Genomic DNA, 18,322 nt, shown 5'->3' with positions numbered 1-18,322 from the left:
GCTCAAGACTGCCTCCAGGGAAGGCCGCGGGCCTTCCAGCCGCTGCGCCGCCCACGGCGGCCGTCGGCGTCGAGATCGCCCTCGAATCCCTCGGCCACGTTGAAGCAGGCGACGGCGCGGCCCGTCTCGGCGAATCGCGCCTGCATGGTCCGGGCCGCGGCGTCGGAGCGCGCGCCGGAGCGGCAGAGAAAGAGGATTCGAGAACAGCCGGCCTCCGCAGCCGCGCGTTCGACGGTCTCGACGAAGGCGGGGTTCGGCGCACCGCCCGGGAACTGCGTCCATTCCACGAAGGCGATCGACGCACCAGCGTCGCCGAGGTCCGGCGCGCCCACGAAGGTCCATTCCGCTCGGCTGCGCACATCGACGATGAGGGCGTCTTCGCCGGACAACGCCATCCGCCACGCCTCGTCAGGCGTGACGAGGCCGATCTCCCCAGCCGACGGAGCCGCCATGTCGTCACCTCTCTGTCATGCTTGGCGCGCTTGAGTCGCCGCCGAAAGGGTATGCCCGCGACGAAGCCGGTCGCAACTGGAACCAGCCATGAACAGGCGGATTCATTCAAAATTACTTGGTTGACAGGCGAAAGTACTGAACAGAAATAGAAAACTACTTGGGAGTCACTTGAAGGCCAAACCGCTCGCCCGATCCCCGGCAGGATACTCCGCCGCCGCGACAAGAGGCAACAATTTGGAAGGCGCCTGCCCGCGACCAATTGCGGCGATCAGGTGACGCAGAGACGACAGAGCCCGCCGCTGCGAGCGGCGGGCTCTGTCGAGGGCCGGTGAAGCTGCGGAGTGCCGGTCAGACCGGCTGCATCACCTTCACGCGGTGCGCCAGCCGCGATATCTTGCGCGCGGCGGTGTTGGCGTGGAGGACGCCCCTGGACGCCCCGCGCATGATCTCGGGCTGCGCGGTCTGCAGCGCGGTGCGCGCGGCGGCGGGGTCGCCGGCCAGAATCGCCTCCTCCACCTTGCGGATGAAGGTGCGGATGCGCGAGCGGCGCGCCGTGTTGACGGCGGTGCGCTTCGCGGTCTGCCGGATGCGCTTCTCGGATTGCGGCGTGTTGGCCATCGTCTTCCCGTAATCTCGTCGCCGGCGCAGAGTGCAAGCGCCGCGCGAACCTTAGGTTCCGTGCGAAGCGCGCTGATACGCTCCCCGACCCGCCGATGTCAACGCCCATTGCCGGGCCGGGCCGGGATCCGGGCGGGGGGCGTTCCCGCGCCTCAGCGGTCCTTGAACTGCGGCTGGCGCTTGTCGATGAAGGCCTCCATGCCTTCCTTCTGGTCCTCGGTGGCGAAGAGCGCGTGGAACATGCGGCGCTCGAATCGCACGCCCTCGCTCAGCGTCGTCTCGTAGGCGCGGTTCACCGCCTCCTTCGTCGCCATCACCGCGAGCAGCGACTTCTCGGCGATCTTGGCCGCCGTCGCCAACGCCTCGTCCACGAGGCTGTCGGCCGGCACCACGCGGCTGACGAGCCCGGAGCGCTCGGCCTCGGCCGCGTCCATGAACCGCCCCGTCAGGTTCATCTCCATCGCCTTCGACTTGCCGACGAATCGCGTGAGCCGCTGCGTGCCGCCGGCGCCGGGCATCACGCCGAGGTTGATCTCGGGCTGGCCGAACTTCGCGTTGTCGGCGCACAGGATGAAGTCGCACATCATCGCCAGCTCGCAGCCGCCGCCGAGCGCGTAGCCGGCCACAGCGGCGATCACCGGCTTGCGGGTGCGGGCCGCGGCCTCCCAGTTGCGGGTGATGAAGTCCTCGCGGAACGCCTCCACGAAGCTCTTGCCCTGCATCTCCTTGATGTCGGCCCCGGCGGCGAACGCCTTCTCGGAGCCGGTCAGCACGATGGCGCCGATGGCGTCGTCGGCGTCGAAGCGCGCCAGCGCCTCGCCGAGCTCCTCGACCAGTTGGGCGTTCAGCGCGTTCAGCGCCTCGGGCCGGTTGAGGCGGATCAGCCCGACATGGTCCCGGGTCTCGACGATGATCGTCTCGTAAGCCATTGCGGCGGTCTCCGATGGATGGGCCGGGCGGCACTATCGCAACGCGGCGCCGCCGATCAAGCGCCGTGTTAACGCGAGAACCGGTTCACCGCTGGCAGCGAGGGCACCAGAAGGACGACCGCGCGCTCTGCACGAGCCGGCCGACGACGCCGCCGCAGCCCTCCCGCAGGCAGGGCCCGCCCTCGCGGCCATAGACGCGGAAGGCGTGCTGGAAGTAGCCCAGCTCTCCGTCCGCATGGCGAAAATCGCGCAGGGACGAGCCGCCGGCCTCGATCGCGGCCGTCAGCGTCTCGCGGATCGCGGCGGCCAGGCGCGCGACGCGCGGACGGCTCAGCGACCCCGCCAGCCGCGCCGGCGCGACCTGCGCGCGGTGCAGCGCCTCGCAGACATATATGTTGCCGAGCCCGGCGACGATTCGCTGGTCGAGCAGCGCCGCCTTTATCGGCGTCCGCCGCCCCGCGAGCCGCGCGGCGAGATGCGCCTCGTGGAAGGCGTTCGACAGCGGCTCGGGGCCGAGCGCGGCCAGCAGCCGGTGGCTCTCCAGCGCCGCGGTCGGCCACAGGTCCATCGCGCCGAAGCGCCGCGCGTCGTTGAAGGCGATCCGCGGCCCGCCCTCGATGTGGAAAACCACATGGTCATGCGCCGGCAGCCGCCCGGCGGCGTGCGCGAAATCGCCGACCGTCTCCGCCTCGACCAGCATCCGACCCGACATGCCCAGATGCACGATCAGCGTCTCGTCGCCGTCGAGTTCCGCGAGCAGATATTTCGAGCGCCGGCCGAGGCGCAGCACCCTGCGCCCCGTCAGCCGCGCGGCGAAGGCGTCGGGCAGCGGCCAGCGCAGGTCAGGGCGGTTCTGCTCGACGCGGGCGAGGCGGCGGCCCTCCATGACCGGCGCGAGCCCGCGGCGCACGGTCTCGACCTCGGGGAGTTCGGGCATTCGCTCTCGGCCTTTCGGAAAGCGCGGGCGCCGCGGACAGGCCGCATTCGGCGCCCGGCGCGGACGGTCCATTCGTCACGCCGCGCAACATGGTCCTTTCGCCGCCGCCGCGCTAGCTTCCGCCCCGACACGCCAGAGGCCCGACACGCCAGAGGCCCGACACAACCAAGGAACGACGCGCGCCATGGCCGAAGACGACCAGCCCACCACCCATTTCGGCTATCAGACCGTGCCGGAGGGCGAGAAGGCCGGGCGCGTGCATGGCGTGTTCACCTCCGTGGCGGCGCGCTACGACCTGATGAACGACCTGATGAGCGCGCGCATCCACCGCGTCTGGAAGGAGGCCGCGCTCGACTGGCTCGCGCCGCGGCCCGGCATGAAGCTGCTCGACGTCGCCGGCGGCACCGGCGACATCGCCTTCCGCTTCCAGCGCCGCCTGAAGGGGGCCGGCGAGGTCGTCGTCTGCGACATGACCGAGGCGATGCTGGCGGAGGGCCGCGCGCGGGCGGAGAAGGACCGCATCGACGGCGTCGAGTGGGTCTGCGGCGACGCGATGGCGCTGCCATTCCCCGATCGCAGCTTCGACGCCTACACGATCGCCTTCGGCATCCGGAACGTGACGCGGGTGCAGGACGCGCTGGCGGAGGCCTGGCGCGTGCTGAGGCCCGGCGGGCGCTTCATCTGCCTTGAGTTCTCCCGCGTGCCGCAGCCGCTGCTGGCGCAGGCCTACGACCTCTACAGCTTCAACGTGATCCCCGCGCTCGGGCAGGCGGTGACGGGGGATCGCGACAGCTACAGGTATCTCGTGGAATCGATTCGGCGCTTCCCCGATCAGGAGACGTTCCGGGGCATGATCGCCGAAGCCGGATTTTCGCGCGCGAGCTATCGCAACCTGACGCTCGGGGTCGCGGCGATCCATTCGGGCTGGCGCATCTGATGTTCCAGACGCCTGCGAACCTGTGGCGGCTGGCCCGCGTCGGCGCGACCTTCGCGCGCACCGGCGCGCTGGCGCGGGTGCTGCGGGCCTTCGACCCGCCGCCCTATTTCCATGCCGTGCTGCGCGTCGTCACGTTTCCCATCGCCCCTTTCGGCCTGAAGGGCGACCCGGAGATGCCGGCGCTGCCGCGCGCCATCGCCGCCCTCGGCCCGGCCTACATCAAGTTCGGCCAGCTCATGAGCACGCGGCCCGACGTGGTGGGCCGCGACATCGCCCGCGAGCTGCGGGTGCTGCAGGACCGGCTCGCCCCCTTCCCGGTCGAGCAGGCGCGCGCCACGATCGAGAGCGAGCTGGGCCGCCCGGTCGACGAGATGTTCTCGGTGTTCGAGCCGCCGGTGGCCGCGGCCTCCATCGCGCAGGTGCACCCCGCCGTTGAGCGGCTGACCGGCAGGAAGGTGGCGGTGAAGGTGCTGCGGCCCGGAGTCGAGCGCCAGTTCCGCAAGGACATCAGCGCTTTCTACTTCATCGCCCGCACGTTGGAGCTGCTGCTGCCCTCCACCCGCCGCCTGCGGCCGACGGCGGTGGTGGACCATTTCAACGGCGTGGTCTCGGCGGAGATGGACCTGCGGCTGGAGGCGTCCTCGTCCTCGGAGTTCCGCGACAACACCGCCGACGACCCGATGTTCGTGGTGCCCGCCATCACCTGGGACCTCTCGGCCCGGCGCGTGATGACGATGGAATGGGTCGAGGGCGCGCCGATGGGCGACCCGGAGGCGCTGGAGAAGCTGGGCGTCAACCTGCCGCGGCTGGCCGAGAAGATCATCCAGACCTTCCTCAAGCACGCGCTGAGCGACGGCTTCTTCCACGCCGACATGCACCAGGGCAACCTCAAGGTGCGGCCCGACGGGGCGATTCTCGCGCTCGACTTCGGCATCATGGGCCGCATCGATCCGCTGACCCGGCGCACCTACGCCGAGATCCTCTACGGCTTCCTCAGCCGCGACTACCGCCGCATCGCCGAGGTGCATTTCGAGGCCGGCTACGTCCCGGCGGACCGCGACGTGGAGCTCTTCGCGCAGAACCTGCGCGCCATCGGCGAGCCGATCTTCGGGCAGGACGTCAGCCGCATCTCCATGGCGCGGCTGCTGGCGCATCTGTTCGAAGTGACCGAGCGCTTCGGGATGCGCACCCGCACGGAGCTGATCCTGCTGCAGCGCACCATGATCGTGGTGGAGGGCGTCGCGCGCAGCCTCGACCCGCAGGTGAACATCTGGACCGCCGCGAAGCCCGTGGTGGAGACCTGGATGCGCGACAATCTCGGCCCCAAGGCCATCGCGCGCGACGTGCGCGACGCCGTGCTGGTGCTGGCGCGCTACGCCCCGCGGCTGCCCGGTATCGCCGAGAAGTTCGTGATCGCCGCCGACCGCAGCGAGGAACTGGACGCCGCGGTGCGCATCAAGGACGCCGGGCCGCGCGTCTGGACCATGGTGGGCGCAGGGGCGGCGGGGGGCGGCGCGGTCGTCGGCGCGCTTTGGCTCGCGAACGTGCTGGGCTGAGGCCTGCGCCCTGCGACGGGGAAGGCGCCCGCAGGGCGCCGGCCGAGCGGCCCCTGCAGGCGGCCCCGGCGGCTCAGTCGTGCATGTGGCCGGCGTGGCTGTGCTGGGTCGCGCCGGCGCGCTCCACCGAGACCAGCATTTCGAGCGCGCCGCGGTCGGTCAGCAGCGTGACCGGAAGCGTCTCGCCTTCATGCCGCGGCTCCGAAAGGCCCTCGAGACGGATCGCGAGGCCGAAGGGCGCGAGGGTCGCGTCGCCGCCCGCGTCCAGCGTCATGGCGCCGACGGCGACATGGGCCGGCGCGCCGTCCCTGAGCTGGAAGCCGACAAGCTCGGCGTGGTCCGCCGCGGGCGAGCGCGCGCCCGTCAGCGTCAGCCCGTCGGCGGCGTGGTTCTGCAGCTCGACATAGACCAGCGCCTCGCGACCATCGCCGGCGTTGGTCCAGGGGTGGAGCGCGCGCAGGCCGAAGGGCGCGACGGCCACATGGTCGTCGCTCGCGCCATGCTCCGCATGGTCGTCGCCGCCATGCTCGGCATGCTCGTGGTCCCCATGCTCCGCATGGTCGTCGTCCCCATGCTCGGCATGCTCGTGGTCCGCGTGGTCGTCGGCGCCATGCTCCGCATGGTCGTGGTCGTGGTCGTGGTCTGCGGCGCCCGAGGCCTGTGCGGCCGCCTGATCGGCCTGCGCGGGCGGCGCAAGCGCGAGGACGGCGGCGACGGGGAGGGCTGCGAGGCGCAGGAGGATGGTGGTGCGGAGCATGGCGGAACCTTTCGGCGGCTGGGTCAGGCGGCGGCGCGCAGGTCCTCCACCACGCCGCGGCGATAGGCGCCGAATGCGGGGAGCAGGGCCAGCAACGTGGCGAGGCTGAAGAAGGCGGCGACGAGATGCGCCTCGGCGAAACCGAGCGCGGGCGCCACCAGCACGTCGGTGCGCGCGGTGACGATGCGGGAGACGACCTGCGCCGCGATCCAGCCGAAGGCGAGGCCCATGGCGCAGCCGGCGCCGATGAGCGCGGCGGCGTAGCTCCAGACCACCGCGAACACGAAGCGCCGCGGGGCGCCGAGCGCCCGCAGCAGCGCGAAGCGCCGCGAGAACAGCCGCGTCAGCGCCACCAACCCGGCGAGAACGCCCGCCGCCACCAGCGCCTGCGTCGCCACCGCCATCAGCGACATCATCTCGCGCATGTCGCCGAGCAGCGCGAGCAGCCGCCCCAGCACCGAACCGGGGAAGAACGCCATCACCCCCTCGCCGTCATAGCGGGCCTGGATCGCGTAGTTCTTCCAGATCTCGTCGGCGCGCACGAGGAACGCCGGCGTGCCGGGGAAATAGTCGGGGTCGAAGGGCGGGCCGAGACGGTCTCCCGCAGACGGGGCGTGGCCGTTGGCGAGGCCGTGGACCGTCCAGACGTTCTCGACCGGGACGACGATGGCGCGGTCCCAGGGGCTGCCGGTGGGCGCCATGCGGCCGACCACGCGGATCGTGACGCCGTCATGGGTCTCGCCCGCGGAGGCGGCTGGCCCGTGGCCGTGGACCGGGGTGAAGCTGTCGCCCACGTCCACCGAGGCGAGCGCGCCGGCCACGGCCTCGTCCTCGCGGGCGAAAAGCCGCCCCGCGGCGAGCGGGCCGGAGAGATGCTCGACGAACTGCGCCGTTGAGCCGACCACCGGCGCGCCGTCGAAGCTGTCGCCGAAGGCGATGGGCGCGGCGAGGTCGACCTGCGGGTCGGCCTGCAGCCGCGCCAGCACGTCGCCGCGCAGCAGCGGCGCGTCGGTCGGCTGGAGATACACCGCCGCCAGCAGCATCCGGATCTGGTCGCCCGGCGCGGCGAGGATCACGTCGAACTTGTCGGCCGCCTTGGCCGTGCCCTGCCTGAGCGCGCGCTCCTGCGCCACCAGCGCGACGCCAAGCCCCACGGAGACGGCGATCAGCCCGGAGAACAGCAGGTTCGACCAGCGGAAGCGCCAGAGCAGCGCCGCCACCAGCGGCCCGGCGCGGTGCCCGCGCAGGATCAGCGCGCCGGCGAGCGCGGCGGGAGCGAGCCAGGCCAGCAGCACGGCGAGATCGCGCCCCCTGACCGGCAGGGCGAACCACAGCTCGTTGAGCGCTTCAGGCACGGGCGCGCTCCGCGACGGGCGCTGCGACGACCGCCGCGCCGGCGTGGTCGCCGTCGCGCGCGACGCCGTCTACCACCGACACGATGCGGTCCATCGCCATCGTCACGGCGGGGTCGTGGCTGACGGCGATCACCGTGCCGCCGCCCTCGCGCGCCAGCGCCAGCAGGTCGGCGATCAGCAGGTCGGCGTTGGCGCGGTCGAGGCTCGCGGTCGGCTCATCGGCAAGGATCACGCGCGGCCCGCCCGAAAGCGCGCGGGCCACCGCGATGCGCTGGCGCTCGCCGCCCGACATGCGCGAGACGTCCCGCGCGCCCGCCGCCACGCCCAGCCGGTCGAGCAGCGCGGCGGCGCGGGCGCGGATCGCCGCGCGCTCCGCCCGCGGCGCGAAGGCGGCGCCGACGGCGGCGTTGTCGAGCGGCGAGAGCTCCTCGAACAGCAGGAAGTCCTGAAAGATCAGCCCCATGAAGCGACGGCGGAAAGCATCCCGCGCCGCCTCGCCCAGCGCCGCGACATCGGTCCCGCCCCAGCGGATCGCGCCCGTCGCCGGCCGCAGCAGACCTGCGAGCGCGTTCAGCAGCGTCGACTTGCCGGCGCCGGAAGGCCCCCGCACGCCCAGCGCCGCGCCGGGCGCGACGTCGAGCCGGTCCAGACGCAGAAGCAGTCGGCCGTCCGCCGCCGTCACCGTCACGTCGCGGGCGCTGAGCGCGGGAGCCGTCACGGGCGCGCGGCCCCGCCGCGAAGGCGACCCGTCGCACGGGCGCAACCGCCGGACCCGCCTTCGGAGGCGCGTCCGCACCTCGCCTGCGCGCCAGGATCCCCGATCATCTTTCGCCCCACAGCCCGGTCCAGCCCCTGTTATTGTGTAACCCGACCTCTAGCCGCGGGGCGGCGCGACGTGAAGGGGCGGCGTCGGCGGCGTCGAAAACTTCACGCAGCCGTCACGAAACCGGCCCGGCCAAGCGCCGTCCCCCATGAACGGGCGGCGGACCGTCAGGCGGGCTTCCGGACGGCTGCGCGCCCGGTCGCGACCGCCGGCATCCGCCAAATGTCTGTCCATTCCGACGTAACGCCGATCGCGCGGAGACGCGCATGAAGTTTCCATGACGTAGCGGCGCCGGGGCGGGATGGGCCGCGCGCGGCGTCGCCCCTCCCGGGCGCGCTCTTGCAGCCGTCCGGCGCCGGGGGCTAGATGCGGCGGGCAACCCCCCGGCACGAGGCGCCCGCCATGGTCTCCAGCACCGCCAGACGCGTCCTGCTCGCCATCGGCGGCGGGGTGGCGGCCTACAAGAGCCTCGAATTGATCCGCTTGCTGCGCGGCGCGGGCGTGGGCGTGACGGTGGCGATGACCCGCGCCGCGGAGCAGTTCGTCACGCCGCTCAGCGCCGGCGCGCTGTCGGGGGAGAAGGTCTACCGCGACCTCTTCGACCTGACCGACGAGGCGGAGATGGGGCACATCCAGCTGTCGCGGGCGGCGGATCTCGTGATCGTCGCGCCAGCCACGGCCGACCTCATGGCGAAGATGGCTAACGGCCACGCCGATGACCTCGTATCGACCCTGCTGATGGCGACCGACAAGCGCGTGCTGATCGCGCCGGCGATGAACGTGCGCATGTGGGAGCATCCCGCCACCCGCCGCAACCTCGCCGCGCTGAAGGGCGACGGCGTCGCTGTCGTAGGCCCCGATGCGGGCGAGATGGCCTGCGGCGAGTTCGGCGCGGGGCGGATGGCGGAGCCCGCGGCGATCCGCGACGCGGCCCTCGCGCTGCTGGCGCGGGCCGGTGACGCCGTGCGCGGGCCGCTCTCGGGGCTTCGCGCGCTCGTCACCTCCGGGCCCACCCATGAGCCGATCGACCCGGTGCGCTATCTCGCCAACCGCTCCTCGGGCAAGCAGGGCATGGCGATCGCCGCCGCGCTGCGCGAGCTTGGCGCGGGCGTGACGCTGGTGACCGGCCCGACCGTCGAGCCGGCGCCGGCGGGCGTGGCGGTCGTCCGCGTCGAGACGGCGCGCGAGATGCTCGCCGCCGTCGAGACGGCGCTGCCGGCCGATCTGGCGATCTTCGCCGCCGCCGTGGCGGACTGGCGCCCCGCGGAGGCGCGCGCCGGCAAGATCAAGAAGGACGGCTCGGCCCCGGCGCCGCTGGCGCTGACCGAGAACCCCGACATCCTCGCGACCGTCTCGGCCCTGCCGGCGGGCAGGCGGCCGGCGCTGGTGGTGGGCTTCGCCGCCGAGACCGACGACGTCGCCGCCAACGCCGCCGCCAAGCGCCTGCGCAAGCGCTGCGACTGGATCGTGGCCAACGACGTCTCGGCGGCGGGAGGCGGCGTCATGGGCGGCGCGGAGAACGCCGTGATCGTCACCGATGACGCCGGGACGGAGACATGGCCGCGGCTCAGCAAGGCCGAGACGGCGCGGCGGCTGGCTCTCCGCGTGGCCGACTGGTTCGCCGCGCGGCAGGCCGAGACATGAGCGTTCCCCTGCCCGTCCTGCGGCTGCCGCACCATGACCCCGCGCTGCCCCTGCCCGCCTACGAGACCGTCGACGCCGCCGGGGCCGACCTGCGCGCGTGCCTGCCGGAGCCTTCCCGCGCCGCCGGGCTGACGCTGGCGAGCCTCGACCGCGCGGCGATCCCAACCGGACTCGCCGTCGCCGTTCCCGCCGGTTTCGAACTTCAGGTTCGGCCGCGCTCGGGCCGCGCGCTGCGCGAGGGGCTGTCGATGCCCAATAGCCCCGGCACGGTGGACGCCGACTATCGCGGCGAACTGATGGTTCTGGTGGTCAATCTCGGGCGCGAGCCGCTGGTGATCCGCCACGGTGAGCGCATCGCCCAGGCGGTGCTCTGCCCGGTTGCGCGGGCGGCGTGGACGCAGGCCGAGGCGCTCGACGAGACCGCCCGCGGCGCCGGCGGCTTCGGCTCGACGGGGCGCTGACGTGGAGGACGCGGCGCTCGACCGCTACGCCCGCCACATCGTCCTGCGCGAGATCGGCGGGCCCGGACAGCGCCGGCTGGGCGCGGCGCAGGCGCTCGTGCTCGGGGCCGGGGGCCTTGGCGCGCCGGCGCTGATGTATCTCGCCGCCGCGGGCGTGGGGCGGCTGCGGGTGGTGGACCACGACACGGTGTCGCTGTCGAACCTCCAGCGGCAGGTGATCCATGCGACGGAGCGCGTCGGCCGGCTCAAGGTGGAGAGCGCGGCCGAGGCGCTCGCCGCGATCAACCCTCTGAGCGTGGTCGAGCCGGTCGCGGAGCGGCTGACCGCGGAGAACGCGGCGACGCTGCTCGACGGCTGCGCGCTGGCGCTGGACGGCTGCGACGACGCCGCCACGCGGCGCATCCTGAACGCGGCCTGCGTCGCCGCCGGCATCCCCCTCGTCTCCGCCGCCGTGGGGCAGTGGGAGGGGCAGATCGCCGTCTATCATCCCGCAGCCGGCGGCCCCTGCTACGCCTGCGTCTTCCCCGTGGACGCCGCGGCGGGGCTCGCGCCGAGCTGCGCGGAGGCCGGCGTGCTCGGCGCGCTGACCGGCGTGATGGGCGCGCTTCAGGCGGTGGAGGCGGTCAAGCTGATCACCGGCGCCGGAGAGCCGCTGATCGGGCGGCTCATGCTCTATGACGCGCTGTCGGCGGAGACGCGGACGCTGGTGGTGAAGCGCCGCGCCGACTGCCCGGCATGCGGAACGCCGAGCGCGACAGATCGTCCGGCGCGTTGATCGACAGGCTCCGACACTTCGCGCCGGGGTAGCATGTCGACTACGGCGCCGCGCCGGGCGAGCGCCGATCGGGAGGTTCACGATGAAGTTCAGCCGCGCCCTGTTCTGTTTCGCCGTAGCTTGCGGAGGCCCGATGGCCTGCGCCCAGGCGCCCGTGGCGCCGGCGCAGGCCGAGCGCGCCGAGGCGCTGCGCATGACCGCCACCGTCGACGCCATCGACCGCGACGCCCGCGCCCTGACGCTCCGCGGCGAGGATGGCGCCGTCTTCGAGGTCCTCGCCAGTCCCGAGGTGCGCAATTTCGATCAGATCGAGGTCGGGGATACCGTCGCGGTGGAGTACATGCGCGCAGTCGCCGCGCGCATGGCGACCGCCGAGGACGGCGCGCCGCTCTCCGTCACCGACGCCGTACGCACGGCCGAGGGCGAGAAGCCCGGCGCAGGCGTCGCGATGGGCGTGGAGGAGACGCTCGAAGTCGTCGCCTATGATCCCGCAACCGCGACGGCGGTCGTCCGCGATCAGGCCGGGGAGACGCTGCGCTTCGTCGTCGCACCGGAGATGCGCGCCTTCGCCGAGGCCCGCAAACCCGGCGACCGGGTGCGCGTGACCATCATAGAAGCCTTCGCGCTGGGCGTGGAGACGGTGGCGAAGTAGTCCGGGGGCGGCAGCCGGGGGCGCGCCACGGCCGGACGGACCGCGGCGCGGCCGGAGCGGCGCTCGACCTGACCGCGCCGGGCCCGCCGCGTTGCGCCAACGTCTTCTCGCGGCCTTCCTTTCGCCGACTGATCCGGCCGGCCCGGAGAACGCTCTAGGTCGCGGCCTCGAAGATCGCCGTGGCGGTGAGGGCCGCGAAGCCCTCATGGTCGTAGGCGGCGAGATCGACGCTCAGCCCGTCGGCGGCCGGCGTCCCGGTCAGGGTGATCGGGTTGACGTCGAACAGCGGTTTTCGCGCGCGGAACTCCCAGGCGGCGAGAAAATCCCGGCCCGAGCGGCGGCGGCAGAGGTCGGCCAGCAGCGTCGCGGTCAGCGGCCCATGCACGATGAGGCCGGGATAGCCCTCCTCCTGCGTCGCATAGGGCCGGTCGTAGTGGATGCGATGGCCGTTGAAGGTGAGCGCGGAGTAGCGCAGCAGCGTCACCACGTCGGGGTGGTAGGTCTCCGACCACGGCGCCTGCGGCGCGGGCTTCGACGCGGCGGGCGGCGGCGCCTCGCCGGGCGTCGCGGCCTCGCGGTAGACGATGTCCTGCTCCTCCTCCATCCGCGTCACGCCGTCCACGACGAAGCTCTGCGCGACGGTCACGAACACCATCGCGCCCGATGCGCCGCGCTTCGGCGTCACCGCCTTGATGCGCTGCACGCGCTCGATGGTCTCACCGCAGGGCAGCGGCGCGAGGAAGCGGTGGCGGGCGCCGGCGAACATGCGCCGCGGCAGCGCGACGGGGGGCAGGAAGTCGCCGCGCGCGGGGTGGCCGTCATGGCCGATCTGGCTGCGCCTTGCGTGTGGGCGGAAGCCCATCCAGATCCACATCGGCGGCAGCGGATCGCCGGGCGCGTATCTCGGGTCGTCGCGGTCGAGCGTGGCCGCCATGAGGTCGCAGCTCTCGGGCGCGATCACGCAGGCGTCGCGCGCCTCGCGCCCGACATAGGCCTCGTAGCCCTGAAGCTCGGCGTCCGTGACCGTCATGCCCGTTGTCCTCCCCGTTTCGGCGGCGAGGGGGATAGCACCGGTTCAACGCCCGTGGCGAGAACTTTTTTGCATTGCAGCAGACCAGCCGCGCATGATTGTTTCACGCGCGGCCGGCCAGGGTCGGCGGCGGGCGCCAGCTTACTCGGGGCAGACCGTCGTGAAGGCGGCGCGGCGCGGCATCGTCACCGCCAATTTGAGCGTGCAGCCGTCGGAGAGGGTCACAGGGTCCGACTGATCGCTCACGGTGGCCCGACCGGCGCCGACGATCAGCACCTGGGCCGACTGCGCCTCGGCGTCCACGCGGGAGAGGAACACGCCCGAGCCGCCGATCTGCGCAGTCTGACCGACGGCGAGCTCGATCGCGCCCTCGGGGATCACGACGGTCTCCGGCTCGGTCTCCGGCTCGGGCGCCGGCGCGGCGGCGGCTTCGGCCTCCGCGGAAGCGGCCCCGCCTTCCGACGCGGCGGCCTCGGGCGCGGCCTCGGGCGCTGCCCCGGAGGACGCGCCGGGCGCCGCAGCCGATCCCATCTCCTCAATACGGCCCACGATGGCGGCCATCTGCTGCGCGAGCACCGAGACGCGGTCGCTGACCGCGGCGACCGACTCCGCGGTGGCGTCGCCCGCCGTGTCGGCGGCGGCGGCGAGAGCGTCCGCCGTCTCGCTCGCCATCGTGTCGACGCGGGTCTCGAGCGCCGCAAGCCCGGAGGCGGTCGCATCCGCGGCGGACTGCGCGGCGGCGGCGGCGGCGTCCGCCCCGGCGTCGCCGGCTTCCGCAAGCTGGCCTTCCAGCGCCACGATCCGGCGCTCCATCGCCGCCTGCTCGCCGTCATTGCGCGAGGCGACCGCGGCGCCGACGAGCGCGCCGACGACCAGCGCGCCGGCGATGTAGTAGATCGAGTTGGTCTTGTTCTCAGACATTGCGGCTCCAGTCCCCTCTTCTGCGACGCGCCGGAACCCGGACGCCGGCCTGCGACTCGCGGCGGAGCCTAGCACAGACGGCGGCCGGTTCACCCCTGCAGAGCGGCCGCATGCCCACATGCCTGCACGCCCGCGCGCGCCCGCGATCCCGTCTTGCCCGCAAGCCTGTCACCCGGCCCCGTCACCCGACCAAGACGAGCATGAAGCCGACGCCGCGCACCGTCTCGATGCGCGCGCCGCAGCGCAGTTCGCCGAGCTTGCGGCGCAGGTAGCCGACATAGACATCGACGCTGTTCTCCGTCACCTGGCCCTCCAGCCCCCACGCGTCGGCGATCAGCGCATCGCGCGTCACCGGGGCGCCGGCGTTGGCGTGCAGATGCGCCATCAGCGGCCACTCGCGCGGCGTCAGACGCACGGCGCGCCCGGCGAACCGCACCTCGCGCAGGGCTGGTTCGAGGGTGAGGGACGGGGCGACGCCCCCATGTCCGCGCCGACGCAGCACCGCGAGCCGGGCGGCGAGCTCGTCGAACTCGAAGGGCTTCGTGAGGTAGTCGTCGGCCCCGGCGTCGAAGCCGCGCAGCTTGTCCTCCAGCGTCTCGCGCGCGGTGAGCATCAGGACGGGCGCGCTGGAGCCGGAACGCCGGAACGCCGCGCAGAACGCCGCGCCGTCCCCGTCTGGCAGCATCCGGTCGAGCACCACGAGATCCGGCGTCTCGGCGCGCGCTATCTCCGCGGCCTCGCGCAGATCCCGCGCCCAGCGGACCCTGTAGCCCTCGGCGAGCAGGCCCCGCTCGAGCATCCGCCCGATGCCGGTGTCGTCCTCCACCAGCAGCAGGGTCGGCTCGGCGCGCCGAGCGGCCGGGGACCGCTCGCTTTCGTCAGACGGCATGTCCGGTCGTCTCCCCTGTCGGGCTCTGCGGCCCGGTTTCGTCGTCGATGGCGTCCTCGCCCAGCAGGAACCGCACGCAGGCCCCGCCCTCGGGCCTGTCGGCGGCCGTCACCGTGCCGCCATGCTGCTCGGCGATCCAGCGCACGATGGACAGGCCGAGCCCCGCGCCGCCCGCGCGCTGGCTGTCGCCCCCCCGCGCGTAACGGCCGAAGAGCGCCTCGGCGTCACCCCCGCCGAAGCCCGGCCCCTCGTCGCGGACGCTGAAGCCGGCCGCGCCTGGCAGGGCGCTGAGCGTCACCGCGGCGCCGGGGGGCGAGAACTTCACGGCGTTGTCGATCAGCGCAAGCGCCGCCTGCCGCAGCGTCGCCGCGTCCGCGCGCACCCGCCGCGTCGCGCCGCACGGCTCGAAGCGGAGCGTTATCTCGTTGGCCGCCGCGTAGGCGCGCGCGGCGTCGACGGCCCCTGCGAGCGCGGCGTCGAGATCGGCCTCGCCGAGCGCGATGCGCAGCGTCCCGTCCTCCGACCGCGCGAGGCTCAGCAGGTCGTCCAGCCGGCGGCGCAGATAGCCGCCGGAGCCGGCGATCCGCTCAAGAGCCTCGCGCATCGCCTCCGGCGCCGCCGCGCCCCGCAGGACGACCTGCGCCTCGCCGAGCAGCACGGTCACGGGCGTGCGCAGCTCATGGCTGACGTTGGCGAAGAAGCGCCGCCGCGCGGCGTCGACCGCGCGCAGTTCGGCGTTGGCGGCGGCGAGATCGGCGGTGCGCGCCGCGACTTCAGCCTCCAGCCGCACCTGCTCGCCGGCGATTCGGTCGGCCATGTCGTTGAACCGGGAGGACAGGGCGGCCAGCGCGCCGGGCGCGGCGACGGGCGCGCGCGCGGCGCGCTGGCCCGACCCGAACGCCGCCGCCACTTCCGCAAGGCGCTGGATCGGGCGCACGAGCCCGCGGTGGAACCCCAGCGCGAAGACCACGGCGGCCGCCATGAATGCGGCCGCGATGCCCGCGCCGCTCCACGCCAGCCGCGTCCGCAACGACTCAAGACGCTGATAGGCGTCCGTCACCCTGCCGCGCGCGTCGGCGACCACCTCCGCGACGATGTTGCGGAACGCCCCGTCGCGCTCCGCGGCGATGCGCACGTAGAACTCGCGCGCGGCCTCGGGCCCGCCTGCCCCGGCGCGTGCGCGGCGATCGAGCATCGAGTCGGTCTCGATGGCCTCGAACAGCGACACCAGCGCGCGGGCCCGCAGAAGGTCCGAGCGGGCCGCCGAGAACGTCGCGGCCGGCGCGGCGGCGATCTGGCGGTTGATGTCCTGCCGATAGGTGAGCAGCATCCCGCGCACTTCGGCGGCCTCGCGGGTTTCGGCGACCGAGACCTCGCCTTCCAGCCGCCGGCCGATCTCGGCGAGAAGATAGCGGGTGAAGGCGGCCTCCACCGTGCGCGCGACCTCCAGCCGCGCCATGCTCTGCTCGGCGCGCCCCACTTCCTCGGCGATGCGCGAGGCGCCCCAGCCGGCGAGCCCGCCAAGCCCGGCGAGAAGCGCCGCCAGCCCGAGCACGGCCCACGCCAGCCGGCGCGCGATCGCGTCGCGCGTCACCGCCCCGATCCTGCCGCGCGCCGGCGCGCCGGCCGCGTCGCTCGCCGCATCCGCCATGGCGCGAAGCTAGAAGCCGCGGGACGCGCTGTCACGCCCCTCCCTGTCACGCCCCCCGTGCTCCCCAGCCCCCCCTGTCGCGCGCGCCCGCGCCGCCCGCGCAAGACCTGTCGCGCGGCCGCGCATCGGGCTATGCTCTGGCGGCTTCAGAAGAGGGAGAACGGCGAATGCGGTACGGAAAAGCGGCGTGCTTCGCCGCGCTGGCGCTGCTTGCGGCGCCCGGCGTCGAGGCTCAGGAGAGCGGCGTCGCGGCTGCCTTCGCGGACGCGGACCAGAACGGCGACGGCGCGCTCAACGTCGATGAGTACGTCGCACATTTCGTCTCGCTGTTCGGCGGCGTCGACGCCGACCGCGATGGCCGCGTCTCGCAGGCGGACGTGCCGCAGGTGGACCCCGCCCGCTTCGGCGCGGCGGATGCGAACGGCGACGGCTACGTTTCTCTCGGCGAGGCCGTCGCCGAGCGCATGGGCCTTTTCTTCGACATCGACAGCAACCGCGACGGCGCGCTCTCGGTTGAAGAGATCATGGTTTTCGAAAGGGAGCGGAACTGATGAAAGCCGTTGAAGGGATGCGCGGCGCGCGGGCCGCGACACTGGCGCTCATCATGGCGGTCGCCGCGGCGGGCTGCGCCAACCAGACGCCCGAGCAGAAGGAGCTGACCGGGCAGGTCGTGGGCGGCGTCGCCGGCGCGGCCGTGGGCTCGGTCTTCGGCGGCGGCAGCGGCAAGGTGCTCGCCACAGGCGCCGGCGCGGTGCTCGGGACCATCGCCGGCGGCCGGATCGCCTCAGGCCAGTGATCGGGCGGCCGGCGGGCGGGGAGCGACCGCGCGCGTGAACGGACGGCGGCGATGAACGGTCGCGACGCGGCGGGCGCGCGCCCTTGCGACGACGGCGGGGCGGGAGATCTCGGCCCGCCGCGCGCCGGCGAGACGCTGGACGTCGAGCGGCTCGGCGCGTGGCTCAGGGCCAACGTCGCGGGGCTCGAGGGTGCGCCGAGCCTGCGCCAGTTCCGCGGCGGCTACGCCAACCTCACCTACGAGCTTCGCTTCGCCGAGCGCGCGGTCGTCGTCCGGCGTCCGCCGCACGGGCCCCTGCCCCGCGGCGCGCACGACATGGCGCGGGAGCGCGCGGTGCTCGCCGGGCTCTCGCCGCGCTATCGCCCGGCCCCGGCGCCCCTCGCCTACTGCGACGACCCCGGCGTGATCGGCGCGGCGTTTCTCGTCATGGAGCGCCGCGAGGGCGTGGTCGTCAGGCGCGCCTTTCCGCCCGAACTGGCCGACTGCGCCGCGGTGGAGCGCCGGACGGCCTTCGCGCTGATGGACGCGCTGGCGGACCTGCACGCGATCGATCCCGTCGAAGTCGGGCTCGGCGGCCTCGGCCGCCCGGACGGCTTCGCCGCGCGGCAGGTGGCGGGATGGGCGAGGCGCTGGGAGACGGCGCGCGACCGCGACGTTCCGGCGTTCGACCGGGTGGCCGCCCGGCTGGCGGCGGGCGCCCCGGCGCCGCTCGGCGTCTCGGTGCTGCACAACGACCCCAAGCTCGACAACTGCATGTTCGCGCCGGGCGCGCCCGACCGCGTGCGCTCCATGTTCGACTGGGACATGGCGACCCTGGGCGACCCGCTGGTGGACCTCGGCGTGGCGCTCGGCTACTTCGCCGCCGACCGCGGGGCTTGGGGCGGGATGTTCTCGGCGACGACCGTCTCGGGGGATTACCCGTCGCAGGAGGAGCTGGCCGACCGCTATCTCGCGCGGGCCGGACTGCCGGTGGCGGACGTGGCCTGGGCGACGGCGTTCGGCCTGTGGAAGACGGCGGTGGTGCTGCAGCAGATCTACGCCCGCTGGCTGGCGGGGGCCACGAGCGACGCGCGGTTCGAGGGGCTGGGGCCCCGCGTGCCGGAACTGATCGAAAAGGCCGAGGCCGCGCTGGGCTGAG

The 18,322-nt window shown here is 73.6% G+C and carries 20 protein-coding genes; 9 read left to right on the top strand and 11 right to left on the bottom strand.

The features are described from left to right. Positions 1 to 2 precede the first annotated feature (2 nt). The 4 genes from BLW43_RS23880 to mutM form a co-directional block, all read right to left on the bottom strand. The gene (locus BLW43_RS23880; protein WP_093248613.1) at positions 3 to 452 is read right to left on the bottom strand and encodes a rhodanese-like domain-containing protein; all 450 of its coding nucleotides are present in this window, start codon (positions 450 to 452) and stop codon (positions 3 to 5) included. A 349-nt stretch (positions 453 to 801) separates the two neighbouring features. Further along, positions 802 to 1,071, bottom strand: a complete 270-nt coding sequence (gene rpsT, locus BLW43_RS03960) for a 30S ribosomal protein S20 (RefSeq protein WP_093248610.1) — start codon at positions 1,069 to 1,071, stop codon at positions 802 to 804. A gap of 152 nt (positions 1,072 to 1,223) precedes the next feature. Next, positions 1,224 to 2,000, bottom strand: a complete 777-nt coding sequence (locus BLW43_RS03955; protein WP_093248608.1) for an enoyl-CoA hydratase — start codon at positions 1,998 to 2,000, stop codon at positions 1,224 to 1,226. 85 nt (positions 2,001 to 2,085) lie between these two features. Further along, complete coding sequence (gene mutM / locus BLW43_RS03950; protein WP_093248606.1) at positions 2,086 to 2,937, bottom strand: bifunctional DNA-formamidopyrimidine glycosylase/DNA-(apurinic or apyrimidinic site) lyase; 852 nt, start codon at positions 2,935 to 2,937, stop codon at positions 2,086 to 2,088. A gap of 184 nt (positions 2,938 to 3,121) precedes the next feature. Here mutM and ubiE point away from each other — a divergent pair, with 184 nt between their 5' ends. After that, a complete protein-coding gene (gene ubiE, locus BLW43_RS03945) occupies positions 3,122 to 3,874 on the top strand; it encodes a bifunctional demethylmenaquinone methyltransferase/2-methoxy-6-polyprenyl-1,4-benzoquinol methylase UbiE (protein WP_093248604.1) in 753 nt (250 codons plus the stop codon). Then, positions 3,874 to 5,430, top strand: coding sequence for a 2-polyprenylphenol 6-hydroxylase (ubiB, locus tag BLW43_RS03940; RefSeq protein WP_093248602.1), 1,557 nt, complete (start codon positions 3,874 to 3,876; stop codon positions 5,428 to 5,430). The genes ubiE and ubiB overlap by 1 nt, the downstream gene beginning before the upstream one ends. Positions 5,431 to 5,503: 73 nt before the next feature. Here ubiB and BLW43_RS03935 read toward each other — a convergent pair whose 3' ends face one another. The 3 genes from BLW43_RS03935 to BLW43_RS03925 are packed head-to-tail and all read right to left on the bottom strand — an operon-like array spanning position 5,504 to position 8,260. Continuing rightward, the gene (locus tag BLW43_RS03935) at positions 5,504 to 6,187 is read right to left on the bottom strand and encodes a copper chaperone PCu(A)C (RefSeq protein WP_093248600.1); all 684 of its coding nucleotides are present in this window, start codon (positions 6,185 to 6,187) and stop codon (positions 5,504 to 5,506) included. A 23-nt stretch (positions 6,188 to 6,210) separates the two neighbouring features. Then, positions 6,211 to 7,542 carry an ABC transporter permease family protein gene (locus BLW43_RS03930; RefSeq protein ID WP_093248598.1) on the bottom strand — a complete coding sequence of 444 codons (1,332 nt, stop codon included), beginning with the start codon at positions 7,540 to 7,542 and terminating at the stop codon, positions 6,211 to 6,213. Further along, a complete protein-coding gene (locus BLW43_RS03925; protein ID WP_245730913.1) occupies positions 7,535 to 8,260 on the bottom strand; it encodes an ABC transporter ATP-binding protein in 726 nt (241 codons plus the stop codon). Before BLW43_RS03925 ends, BLW43_RS03930 begins: the two co-directional genes overlap by 8 nt. 507 nt (positions 8,261 to 8,767) lie before the next feature. Between BLW43_RS03925 and coaBC the strand changes: the two genes are divergently transcribed. The 4 genes from coaBC to BLW43_RS03905 all read left to right on the top strand — a co-directional run bounded on the left by coaBC (position 8,768) and on the right by BLW43_RS03905 (position 11,897). After that, entirely contained in the window at positions 8,768 to 10,009 is a 1,242-nt protein-coding gene (coaBC, locus tag BLW43_RS03920; RefSeq protein WP_093248596.1) for a bifunctional phosphopantothenoylcysteine decarboxylase/phosphopantothenate--cysteine ligase CoaBC, read from the top strand. After that, positions 10,006 to 10,470 carry a dUTP diphosphatase gene (gene dut / locus BLW43_RS03915; RefSeq protein ID WP_093248594.1) on the top strand — a complete coding sequence of 155 codons (465 nt, stop codon included), beginning with the start codon at positions 10,006 to 10,008 and terminating at the stop codon, positions 10,468 to 10,470. Before coaBC ends, dut begins: the two co-directional genes overlap by 4 nt. 1 nt (position 10,471) lies before the next feature. Then, on the top strand, positions 10,472 to 11,245 hold the full coding sequence (locus BLW43_RS03910) for a HesA/MoeB/ThiF family protein (RefSeq protein ID WP_342741589.1): 774 nt from the start codon (positions 10,472 to 10,474) through the stop codon (positions 11,243 to 11,245). Positions 11,246 to 11,378: 133 nt separating this feature from the next. Then, the gene (locus BLW43_RS03905; protein WP_093248589.1) at positions 11,379 to 11,897 is read left to right on the top strand and encodes a hypothetical protein; all 519 of its coding nucleotides are present in this window, start codon (positions 11,379 to 11,381) and stop codon (positions 11,895 to 11,897) included. 154 nt (positions 11,898 to 12,051) lie between these two features. Here the strand turns inward: BLW43_RS03905 and BLW43_RS03900 are convergent, their stop codons facing one another. The 4 genes from BLW43_RS03900 to BLW43_RS03885 all read right to left on the bottom strand — a co-directional run bounded on the left by BLW43_RS03900 (position 12,052) and on the right by BLW43_RS03885 (position 16,331). Beyond that, positions 12,052 to 12,927, bottom strand: coding sequence for an HTD2 family dehydratase (locus tag BLW43_RS03900; protein WP_093248586.1), 876 nt, complete (start codon positions 12,925 to 12,927; stop codon positions 12,052 to 12,054). Between the two features lie 141 nt (positions 12,928 to 13,068). Next, positions 13,069 to 13,848 carry a hypothetical protein gene (locus tag BLW43_RS23375; protein ID WP_093248583.1) on the bottom strand — a complete coding sequence of 260 codons (780 nt, stop codon included), beginning with the start codon at positions 13,846 to 13,848 and terminating at the stop codon, positions 13,069 to 13,071. 181 nt (positions 13,849 to 14,029) lie between these two features. Next, entirely contained in the window at positions 14,030 to 14,737 is a 708-nt protein-coding gene (locus BLW43_RS03890) for a response regulator transcription factor (RefSeq protein ID WP_093248581.1), read from the bottom strand. Then, positions 14,727 to 16,331: a sensor histidine kinase gene (locus BLW43_RS03885; protein WP_175478747.1), complete on the bottom strand. Its 1,605-nt coding sequence runs from the start codon at positions 16,329 to 16,331 to the stop codon at positions 14,727 to 14,729. The genes BLW43_RS03890 and BLW43_RS03885 overlap by 11 nt, the downstream gene beginning before the upstream one ends. A 224-nt stretch (positions 16,332 to 16,555) precedes the next feature. Between BLW43_RS03885 and BLW43_RS03880 the strand changes: the two genes are divergently transcribed. From BLW43_RS03880 to BLW43_RS03870, 3 genes are read left to right on the top strand one after another with little or no spacing between them, the layout of a single operon-like run. Next, complete coding sequence (locus BLW43_RS03880; protein WP_093248577.1) at positions 16,556 to 16,939, top strand: EF-hand domain-containing protein; 384 nt, start codon at positions 16,556 to 16,558, stop codon at positions 16,937 to 16,939. Beyond that, positions 16,939 to 17,184, top strand: coding sequence for a glycine zipper 2TM domain-containing protein (locus BLW43_RS03875; RefSeq protein WP_093248575.1), 246 nt, complete (start codon positions 16,939 to 16,941; stop codon positions 17,182 to 17,184). The genes BLW43_RS03880 and BLW43_RS03875 overlap by 1 nt, the downstream gene beginning before the upstream one ends. A gap of 51 nt (positions 17,185 to 17,235) precedes the next feature. After that, a complete protein-coding gene (locus tag BLW43_RS03870) occupies positions 17,236 to 18,321 on the top strand; it encodes a phosphotransferase family protein (RefSeq protein WP_093248573.1) in 1,086 nt (361 codons plus the stop codon). The last annotated feature ends 1 nt before the right edge of the window (position 18,322 follow it).

This window comes from Rubrimonas cliftonensis, from assembly GCF_900107585.1.
Taxonomy (GTDB): Bacteria; Pseudomonadota; Alphaproteobacteria; order Rhodobacterales; family Rhodobacteraceae; genus Rubrimonas; species Rubrimonas cliftonensis.
This window is presented reverse-complemented; position numbering and strand designations above follow the sequence as displayed.

What these genes read in the sequence shown, in the direction of transcription:
- BLW43_RS03880 (WP_093248577.1), top strand. Translation starts at nt 16,556, where the DNA reads ATGCGGTACGGAAAAGCGGCGTGCTTCGCCGCGCTGGCGCTGCTTGCG.
- BLW43_RS03900 (WP_093248586.1), bottom strand. Translation starts at nt 12,927, where the DNA reads ATGACGGTCACGGACGCCGAGCTTCAGGGCTACGAGGCCTATGTCGGG.
- coaBC (WP_093248596.1), top strand. Translation starts at nt 8,768, where the DNA reads ATGGTCTCCAGCACCGCCAGACGCGTCCTGCTCGCCATCGGCGGCGGG.
- ubiB (WP_093248602.1), top strand. Translation starts at nt 3,874, where the DNA reads ATGTTCCAGACGCCTGCGAACCTGTGGCGGCTGGCCCGCGTCGGCGCG.
- BLW43_RS03870 (WP_093248573.1), top strand. Translation starts at nt 17,236, where the DNA reads ATGAACGGTCGCGACGCGGCGGGCGCGCGCCCTTGCGACGACGGCGGG.
- ubiE (WP_093248604.1), top strand. Translation starts at nt 3,122, where the DNA reads ATGGCCGAAGACGACCAGCCCACCACCCATTTCGGCTATCAGACCGTG.
- BLW43_RS03955 (WP_093248608.1), bottom strand. Translation starts at nt 2,000, where the DNA reads ATGGCTTACGAGACGATCATCGTCGAGACCCGGGACCATGTCGGGCTG.
- mutM (WP_093248606.1), bottom strand. Translation starts at nt 2,937, where the DNA reads ATGCCCGAACTCCCCGAGGTCGAGACCGTGCGCCGCGGGCTCGCGCCG.
- BLW43_RS23880 (WP_093248613.1), bottom strand. Translation starts at nt 452, where the DNA reads ATGGCGGCTCCGTCGGCTGGGGAGATCGGCCTCGTCACGCCTGACGAG.
- BLW43_RS23375 (WP_093248583.1), bottom strand. Translation starts at nt 13,848, where the DNA reads ATGTCTGAGAACAAGACCAACTCGATCTACTACATCGCCGGCGCGCTG.
- BLW43_RS03890 (WP_093248581.1), bottom strand. Translation starts at nt 14,737, where the DNA reads ATGCCGTCTGACGAAAGCGAGCGGTCCCCGGCCGCTCGGCGCGCCGAG.
- BLW43_RS03875 (WP_093248575.1), top strand. Translation starts at nt 16,939, where the DNA reads ATGAAAGCCGTTGAAGGGATGCGCGGCGCGCGGGCCGCGACACTGGCG.
- rpsT (WP_093248610.1), bottom strand. Translation starts at nt 1,071, where the DNA reads ATGGCCAACACGCCGCAATCCGAGAAGCGCATCCGGCAGACCGCGAAG.
- BLW43_RS03935 (WP_093248600.1), bottom strand. Translation starts at nt 6,187, where the DNA reads ATGCTCCGCACCACCATCCTCCTGCGCCTCGCAGCCCTCCCCGTCGCC.
- BLW43_RS03905 (WP_093248589.1), top strand. Translation starts at nt 11,379, where the DNA reads ATGGCCTGCGCCCAGGCGCCCGTGGCGCCGGCGCAGGCCGAGCGCGCC.
- dut (WP_093248594.1), top strand. Translation starts at nt 10,006, where the DNA reads ATGAGCGTTCCCCTGCCCGTCCTGCGGCTGCCGCACCATGACCCCGCG.